Consider the following 9,544-nt stretch of genomic DNA (forward strand, 5'->3'; position numbering starts at 1 on the left):
CGTTCTTTATTGAATAGATTTGACACCACAATTACTAGTTGGAAAGGCTTTAATTTCCTAGCATTTATTGTAATCGGATTAAAGAAATTTCATAAAATTGAAAAGTCAAGATGACTTCAGTGTAAGTAAACAAATCCTTGGGGGCGAGGATCATTAAAAAAGCCAACTATTAACCAAAAATAATAGTTGGCTTTTTTATTTAATTGTAATCACCAAGCATAACTCTCACAGTGCATTACTCCTTGTTTACTTTTTATAGTATATCAACTAATCACATCGATAATATTAAAATTACTTTACTTTTAAGTTAATTGTAGAGTTTAATTCCATAAATATACTTACCTTTACAATGGAAACGAGTCCTTATAGGACGGGAACATATATAAAGCCAACTATTACCTATTTAATAGTGGCTTTTTTTCTTTTTGATACCATTTAATATATCCTAATACTTTAAAAAGTAAAATCATACACTCTATTCACCCCATACAATACATGTGAAGAATTACTGCTTCTTTCACACATAATTAACAATTATACCCTTAAATATCCGTATTATTGCAATATGCAGAAACACTTTACACTTTTATTATTTTTATTTATTTCTTCTTTTATTTTTTCACAAAACAACAAACTTAAAGGACAAATAATACATGCAAAAACAAAAAAAGAGCTAAGCGCTGCTCATGTATTAAACCTTAACACAGTAATTGGTACCATTACTAATGAAAAAGGATTATTTGAGTTAACAGCTAAAGCTAACGATACTGTATTAGTTTCTTATTTAGGGTACGAATCTATAAAACTGAAAGTAACAAACGATTTACTTAAGGGTAATGAATTAGTTATTGCTTTAAATGAAAAGCCTGAAGAAGTAAAAGAAGTAGTAATTAGATCTACTAAATTAATAGGTGTTTTAGAAGTAGATGTAAAACAAGTGCCTAAAGATAATTTTACTAGGATTCGACTAAATGGTGTTCCGCAAACGTATGAAGTTGGAAGACCTCAAAAAATAACGTCTCCAATAGCAAAACTTTTCAATCCTGTTGATATGGTTTATAATCTATTTGGAAAAAAACCACGACAATTGAAAAAGCTTCAAAAGCTTAAGAAAGAAGATAACTTACGTAAAATGCTTGCTGGTAAATTTGATAGAGAAGTAATGATGGAGTATTTAGAAATGGACAAACAAGAACTTTCTAAATTATTAACTGACTGTGATTACTCTGAGTATTTTATCAAAAAAGCAAGCGACCTACAAATGATTGAAGCGGTATTAAATTGTTATGAAAACTATAAAGCTATTAAAAAAGGAAAAATCGAAAGAAATAGAATTCCTGAAAAAAAGTTAAATAAAGACAACTAAACAGTTAAAAAAATATCAAATTTTACTTTTTTTTATTAGATTTGGTAGAAACACTTAATAATTTAATACTTCATAACAATGAGAAAAGCTTTATTAGCAGCTATTGTTTTGGCATTTGTATCATGTAGTAAGGATGAGCCAGGAACAGATGTACCAACCACAAGTAGCGTTAAAGATTTTACTTGGAAAGCAATGAATAGTTGGTACAACTGGCAAGAAAGTGTACCTAATTTAGCAGATAGTAAAGATGATAATGTAAATAGTTACAACAATTACTTAAACAGTTTTTCAACTCCTCAAGCACTTTTTGAAAGTTTGAAACACCCTGACGATGATTTTTCGTGGTTTATTGAAGACTACGTTGCTCAACAACAACAATTTCAAGGGATATCTAAATCTTTTGGTTTTAGACCTTCTTTAGTTAGAGTTGGAACTACTGATTTTGTGGTAATGTATATTCAATATGTATCTGAAAACTCACCAGCAGATAAAGCAGGATTTAAAAGAGGTGATATCATCAATGGTATCAACGACAAAGTAATGACTACAGCTAATTATAAATCTATTTTAGATAATGATTATAGTCAAGAAACTGCTAAATTTAATTTTGTTGAAAATGATGGTACTACCGCTAAAGAAAACAAGTCTATAACAAAAGAAGTTGTTTCTGATAATCCAGTACATTTAGTAAAAACTTTTGACAACATTAATGGTAAAAAAGTAGGTTATTTAGTTTATAACGGATTTAGAAGTTCTTATAACGATGAATTAAATACTGCTTTTGCTGATTTAAAGAGTGCTGGAATTCAAGAATTAATTTTAGATTTAAGAATTAATGGAGGTGGTTCAGTACTTACTTCAGCGTATTTAGCTAGTATGATTCACGGAGAAGAACCATCGGAAAAGGAAGTTTTTGCTGAATTAAGATACAACTCTAAACATACTGATAGAAATGCTAGAGCTCCTTTCTTTGACCGATTAAATGTATACGATAGTCAAGGTAATAAAACTGGTGAACAAAACATAAACAGATTAACAGGAATTACAAAATTATATGTACTTGCTTCTGGTAGTACTGCCTCTGCAAGTGAAATGATTATAAATGGTTTAAGACCTTTTATTGATGTAGTGATAGTAGGAACAAAAACTACAGGTAAAAACGAAGGCTCTATCACTTTATATGATTCTCCTTCTAGTGATTTTACTGATGTTAACTCAGCCAATTCTGCACACAAGAATGCTATGCAACCTATTGTATTTCAAATTTACAATAACTTAGGTCAGAGCGATTACAATGAAGGTTTTGAGCCTAACATTAAAATAGAAGAGTTTAGATCTTGGAATAATATTTTGCCTTTTGGTGATGAAAATGAAGTTGTTTTAAAAGCTGCCTTAGATAATATCAGAGGTATTTCAACTAGATCAGTTAATAATCTTACTGATGCTGTCGAATTAAGTGGTATTAAAAAGAATCGTTTTGATACTGAAATGTACATTGATCATGATTTCATAAGTCTTACCAAATAGTTTCAACTATTTTATAAATTATAAAAACTCGCAAAAAATTGCGAGTTTTCTTTTTTTAGATGTATTCATATATTCTACATATCAGATTTTTTAAAGTCTGCTCTCCTTCCCTTTTTTTCAAGTTGATAAATTTTATTAAATTGTAGGCTAATCAACCAAAAAAATTCTTCAAATGAAAAAAGTGATACTAATAACATTAGTAGTTGTTATTTTATCTTGTAGTAAAGATGAAATTGTTACTCAAAACACAACTTCTGTAGTTTTAAAACAACCAATCAATAGTTTTACTTGGAAAGCTCTTAATAGCTGGTACAAATGGCAACAACAAGTTCCTTCCTTAGCTAATGAATCTTTATACAAAAACAGCAATGCATACCATACTTATTTAAATGGTTTTGAAACTCCTCAAGACTTATTTGAAAGCTTAAAACATGAAGAAGATGAATTTTCATGGTTTATTGAAGATTACGAGAAACAACAACAAAGTTTTGAAGGTATATATACTGGTTTTGGCATTTATTTTTCCTCTCCTGTTGAAATAGGAAACAACAAAGTTATACGATATATAGAGCGTGTAATTCCTAATTCACCTGCAGCAACAGCCAACTTTAAAAGAGGAGATATAATTAATGGCATTAACAATCAGACAATGACTTTAACAAATCATGAAGATGTTTACAGTACATTATTTGACGTTAATTCTGCTGAATTTATTTTCACCGAAAATGATGGTATAACCGTTAAAAACAAAATAACTATCAACAAAGGTCCTGTATCCGATAATCCTGTTATTCAAACTAAAACATTTGACGATATAGCTGGAAAAAAAGTTGGTTATATAGCATACGGTAGTTTTAGAAGTTCTTATAACGATGAATTAAATACTGCTTTTGCTGATTTAAAGAGTGCTGGAATTCAAGAATTAATTTTAGATTTAAGAATTAATGGAGGTGGTTCAATACAAACATGTGGTTATTTAACTAGCATGATTTATGGTGAAGCTGAAGCTCAAAAACAAACTTTTGCTGAGTTAAAATACAATCATAAACACACTGATTCAAATTATAAATTCAAGTTTTCCCATAATTTAAATGTATTCGATAGTAACCTGAATTTAACAGGAACTCAAACCATCAACAGATTAACTGGTTTAAATCGATTATACGTATTAACAACCAACAGAACAGCTTCTGCTAGCGAACTTGTTATTAATGCTTTAAAACCTTTCATAGAAGTTATTATTATTGGTGATAGAACAAGAGGTAAAAATGAAGCTTCACTTACTTTATACGATTCTCCTACTAGTGATTATCTCGATAAATCAAGTGCGGATCCTTCACATAAAATGGCTATGCAACCTATAGTGTCACAAGTTTATAATAGTGTTGGTAATAGTGATTATGATGATGGTTTTGAACCAGATATATGGATAGAAGCTACTAATTTTTGGAATGAAACACTTCCCTTTGGAGATGAAAATGAAGTCCTTTTAAAAACAGCTTTAAATCATATAAAAGGAATCACCACTAAACCTTCTAACAAAAGTGTTAAATCTGTAAAATTGAAAGAAACATATAGGAAATTTGAAAGTGAAATGTATATTGATAAATACCTTTTAACAGTAACTAAATAGTGTTAGTTACATAAAAAAGTACTTAAAAAAAACTCGCAAAAAATTGCGAGTTTTTTTATGTGCATAATCAAAGTAAAAAAGTTAATTTTGCGAATTAACAACACACAAACTAAAAAGATAATGATTCATTTCTTTGGAAACACAAACAGTAAAATATTTGCTGTTCAAACAACAGAAGAATTAACACAAGAGACAATTTCAAAGTTAACTTGGTTATTTGGCGACCAACCTAAAATAAATGCTGCGTCTTTAGACGCTTTTTTTATTGGTCCAAGAGCTGCTATGATAACTCCTTGGAGTACAAATGCTGTAGAAATTACCCAAAATATGGGAATTGGTGGAATTATTAGAATTGAAGAATTTGAATCTGTTAATGAAGATTTTTCTGACTTTGATCCAATGATCTCTCAGAAATTTAATGGTTTAAATCAAGATACTTTTACCATTGATATTCAACCTGAAGATATTTTAGAAATTGAGGATATCAATGCATACAACGAACAAGAAGGTTTAGCTTTAAGTCCTGAAGAAGTAACTTACTTAGAAGAAGTTGCTACTAAAATAGGTAGAAAACTAACCGATTCTGAAGTTTTTGGTTTCTCGCAAGTAAACTCTGAGCATTGCCGTCATAAAATATTCAATGGTACTTTTGTTATTGATGGTGAAGAAATGCCAACATCATTATTTAAATTAATCAAGGAAACTTCAAAACAACATCCTAACGATATTGTTTCTGCATATAAAGACAATGTAGCATTTATAAAAGGACCAAAAGTTACGCAATTTGCTCCTAAAAGTGCTGACAAGCCAGATTTTTATGATACTAAAGAATTTGAATCTGTAATCTCTTTAAAAGCAGAAACACACAATTTCCCTACTACCGTAGAGCCTTTTAATGGTGCTGCTACTGGTTCTGGTGGAGAGATTAGAGATAGATTAGCTGGAGGAAAAGGTTCTTTACCTTTAGCAGGAACAGCTGTTTACATGACGTCTTATTCTCGTTTAGAAGCAGACAGACCTTGGGAACAAAAATTTGAAGCAAGAGATTGGTTGTATCAAACACCAATGGACATTTTAATAAAAGCTTCAAATGGTGCTTCTGACTTCGGTAACAAATTTGGTCAACCATTAATTTGTGGATCTGTTCTAACATTCGAGCATGAAGAAAACTCTTCTGCAAGTACTTCTAAAGCAAGAAAATTAGGTTACGATAAAGTAATTATGCAAGCCGGAGGTATTGGGTACGGTAAAGCTTCTCAAGCTTTAAAAGATACACCAAAAGAAGGTGATAAAATAGTAATTTTAGGAGGTGAAAATTATAGAATTGGTATGGGAGGTGCTGCGGTATCTTCTGCTGATACTGGTGAATTTTCTACTGGTATTGAATTAAATGCCGTTCAACGTTCAAATCCTGAAATGCAAAAACGTGCTGCAAATGCTGTACGTGGTATGGTTGAAAGTGATGACAACTTTATTGTTTCTATTCACGATCATGGTGCAGGTGGACACTTAAACTGTTTATCTGAATTAGTAGAAGATACTGGAGGAAAAATCAATTTAGATAAATTACCTGTAGGAGATCCTACTCTATCTGATAAAGAAATCATCGGAAATGAATCTCAAGAACGTATGGGATTAGTTATTTCTGACAAACATATTGAAACATTAAACAAAATAGCTGATCGAGAAAGATCTCCAATGTACACTGTTGGAGATGTTACAGGTGATCATCGTTTTACTTTTGAATCTGAATCTAACGGTAATAAACCAATGGATTTAGCTTTAGAAGATATGTTTGGAAGTTCTCCTAAAACTATTTTAACAGATAATACTGTTGTAAGAAATTACAAGAACTCAAGATATAAAACTAAAAACTTACAAATATACTTGTCTCAAGTATTACAACTAGAGGCAGTGGCTTGTAAAGATTGGTTAACTAACAAAGTAGACCGTTGTGTAGGTGGTAAAGTTGCCAAGCAACAATGTGTTGGACCATTACAGATTCCTTTAAATAATGTAGGTGTAATGGCTTTAGATTACAATGGAAAAGAAGGAATCGCTACTTCTATTGGACACTCTCCTATTTCAGGTTTAATTGATCCGGAAGCAGGAAGTAAAAATTCTATAGCAGAAGCATTAACGAACATTGTTTGGGCTCCTTTAAAAGACGGATTACAATCAGTTTCTTTATCTGCCAACTGGATGTGGCCTTGTAAAAATGAAGGGGAAGATGCTCGTTTGTATAAAGCCGTTAAAGCAATTTCTGATTTTGCGATTGATTTAGGAATTAATGTTCCTACTGGAAAAGATTCTCTTTCAATGAAACAGAAATATGGTAATGAAGAAGTTATTTCTCCAGGAACAGTAATTATTTCTGCAGCAGCTAATTGTAATGATATTAATAAGGTTATAGAGCCTGTATTACAATTAAATAAAGGAGATATTTATTATATAAATCTTTCTCAAGACACATACAAATTAGGAGGAAGTTCTTTCCATCAAGTATTAAATAGTATTGGTAATGAAGCACCAACTATTAAAAATGCTGAATTTGTTAAAAACACATTCAATACCATTCAGAGTTTAATTAAAGATGGTAAAATTACTGCTGGTCACGATGTAGCTTCTGGTGGTTTAATTACAACTTTATTAGAATTGTGTTTTGCTGATGTTAATATTGGTGCAAACCTTGATTTATCTAGTCTAAAAGAAGAAGATAGCATCAAATTATTATTTGCAGAAAATTCTGGTATCGTTTTCCAAGCTGATGCTTCTGTTGAAGCTATTTTAGCTGAAAATAATATTGAATTCTTTAATATTGGTTCTGTAACTGAATCTGATAGATTAAATATTAAAAACAATACAGATGTATTTGCTTTATCTGTTTCTGAATTAAGAGATACTTGGTATAAAACATCTTATTTGTTAGATCAAAAGCAAACTGCTAATAACTTAGCTCAAGATCGTTTTGATAATTATAAAAATCAGCCATTAAAATATACTTTCCCAAGTAATTTTACTGGTAAGTTAGCGGATATAGTTGCTTCTTCTGATCAACCAAGACCAAAAGCTGCAATTATTCGTGAAAAAGGATCGAATTCTGAACGTGAAATGGCAAACGCTATTTATTTAGCAGGTTTTGATGTAAAAGATGTTCATATGACAGACTTAATTTCTGGTCGTGAAACGTTAGAAGATATTCAGTTTATTGGAGCTGTAGGTGGTTTCTCAAACTCAGATGTATTAGGTTCGGCTAAAGGATGGGCTGGTGCATTTTTATACAATGAAAAAGCAAATAAAGCTTTAAAGAACTTCTTTGATCGCGAGGATACACTATCTGTTGGTATTTGTAATGGATGTCAATTATGGATGGAACTTGATTTAATCAATCCAGATCATAAAGTACATGGAAAAATGATACACAATGATTCTAAAAAGCACGAAAGTTCATTTACTTCTGTAAAAATTCAAGAAAATAATTCTATAATGTTATCTACTTTAGCTGGAACAGAACTAGGGGTATGGATTTCTCATGGTGAAGGTCAATTTAGTTTACCAGAAGCTGAAGAAAACTATCACATTGTTGCTAAATATGGTTATGAAGGTTATCCTAACAATCCTAATGGTTCAGATTATAATACAGCGATGATGTGTGATAAAACTGGACGTCATTTAGTTACTATGCCACATATTGAGCGTTCTACTTTCCAATGGAACTGGGCTAACTATCCACAAGATAGACAAGATGAAGTTTCTCCTTGGTTAGAAGCATTTGTTAATGCTCGTAAATGGATCGAAAATAAAAAATAAATTAAATAATTTATTTCAAATGAAAAATCCCTTGTTAATTAACAAGGGATTTTTTTCTACTATGAATTAAAATAAATATTCTATAGATGATCTATAAAATCTGAAATTCTTGTTTGTAATTGTTCTGATGCTTTTATCAACGGAAGACGTACTTCATCTAAACATATTCCTTTTTTCTGTAATAAAGACTTAATACCAGCAGGATTTCCTTCTTCAAAAATTAAATCAATACTATCAGCTACCTTATAATGTAACTCATAAGCTTCTTTAACTTTTCCATCTAAACCTAACTGAATCATACTAGAGAATTCACTAGGTAAACCTTCTCCAATTACACTTATCACACCTGCTCCACCAGCTAAAACCATTGGTAAAGCAATCATATCATCTCCAGAAATAACTAAGAAATCTTTAGGTGCACTTTTTATGATTTCCATAGCCTGTACAATGTCTCCTTTAGCTTCTTTAACCGCTACAACATTTTCAAAGTCGTTTGCTAATCGTATTACAGTACTTGGTAACATATTAGACGATGTTCTTCCAGGAACATTGTAAAGAATAATTGGCTTGGTAGTAGCACTTGCTACAGCATTAAAATGCTGATATATCCCTTCTTGAGTAGGTTTGTTATAATAAGGAGAAACAGATAATATTCCGTCGAAATTTGTTAAATCAGTATTTTTTATCTCTTCAACAACTGCAGCTGTATTATTTCCTCCAATACCTAAAACCAAAGGTAAACGTCCATTATTTACAGCTATTATCTTCTGTTTGACAGCCTCTTTTTCTTCATTTGTAAGAGTAGCTGGTTCACCTGTAGTACCTAAAACTACTAAATAATTAACACCGTTATCTATTTGATAATTTACTAATCTTTCTAAGCCGTCAAAATCTATTGACTTGTCTTCATTAAAAGGGGTAACTAACGCTACTCCTGTCCCAATAAATTGTTGCATATTATTAAATCTGATTTGATTGTAAAATTAGCACTTTCTTAGAATTTACAGGTTATTTTTAAAAGAATACACAATTTTTATTTTCATGTTTAATTTTCTTCAATTTCTAATATCATAAAGCTTTTTTTACTTTGAAGTCATCTTGACTTTTTTTGAGAAAAAATTAAGGGTTGTAGATATTTGTGTTGCGAAACATAAAAACACAACCCTATGTACCAAGTACTAAGCAAAGATATGATAGAATTAGAAATA

The 9,544-nt window shown here is 30.7% G+C and carries 5 protein-coding genes and 1 pseudogene; 5 read left to right on the forward strand and 1 reads right to left on the reverse strand.

What is annotated here, in order from left to right; genetic code table 11:
- The 5 genes and pseudogenes from EYW44_RS22835 to purL form a co-directional block, all read left to right on the forward strand.
- A pseudogene (locus tag EYW44_RS22835) lies at positions 1 to 114 on the forward strand (IS5/IS1182 family transposase); the annotation flags it as partial.
- 451 nt (positions 115 to 565) lie between these two features.
- Positions 566 to 1,366 carry a carboxypeptidase-like regulatory domain-containing protein gene (locus EYW44_RS21645; protein ID WP_132727889.1) on the forward strand — a complete coding sequence of 267 codons (801 nt, stop codon included), beginning with the start codon at positions 566 to 568 and terminating at the stop codon, positions 1,364 to 1,366.
- Positions 1,367 to 1,444: 78 nt separating this feature from the next.
- Complete coding sequence (locus EYW44_RS21650) at positions 1,445 to 2,893, forward strand: S41 family peptidase (RefSeq protein WP_132727892.1); 1,449 nt, start codon at positions 1,445 to 1,447, stop codon at positions 2,891 to 2,893.
- 172 nt (positions 2,894 to 3,065) lie between these two features.
- On the forward strand, positions 3,066 to 4,526 hold the full coding sequence (locus EYW44_RS21655) for a S41 family peptidase (protein WP_132727895.1): 1,461 nt from the start codon (positions 3,066 to 3,068) through the stop codon (positions 4,524 to 4,526).
- A gap of 120 nt (positions 4,527 to 4,646) precedes the next feature.
- A complete protein-coding gene (gene purL / locus EYW44_RS21660; protein ID WP_132727898.1) occupies positions 4,647 to 8,336 on the forward strand; it encodes a phosphoribosylformylglycinamidine synthase in 3,690 nt (1,229 codons plus the stop codon).
- Positions 8,337 to 8,416: 80 nt separating this feature from the next.
- Here purL and dapA read toward each other — a convergent pair whose 3' ends face one another.
- Positions 8,417 to 9,292, reverse strand: a complete 876-nt coding sequence (dapA, locus tag EYW44_RS21665) for a 4-hydroxy-tetrahydrodipicolinate synthase (RefSeq protein ID WP_132727901.1) — start codon at positions 9,290 to 9,292, stop codon at positions 8,417 to 8,419.
- Positions 9,293 to 9,544: the final 252 nt, after the last annotated feature.

The organism is Tenacibaculum sp. M341, from assembly GCF_004337695.1.
GTDB lineage: Bacteria > Bacteroidota > Bacteroidia > Flavobacteriales > Flavobacteriaceae > Polaribacter.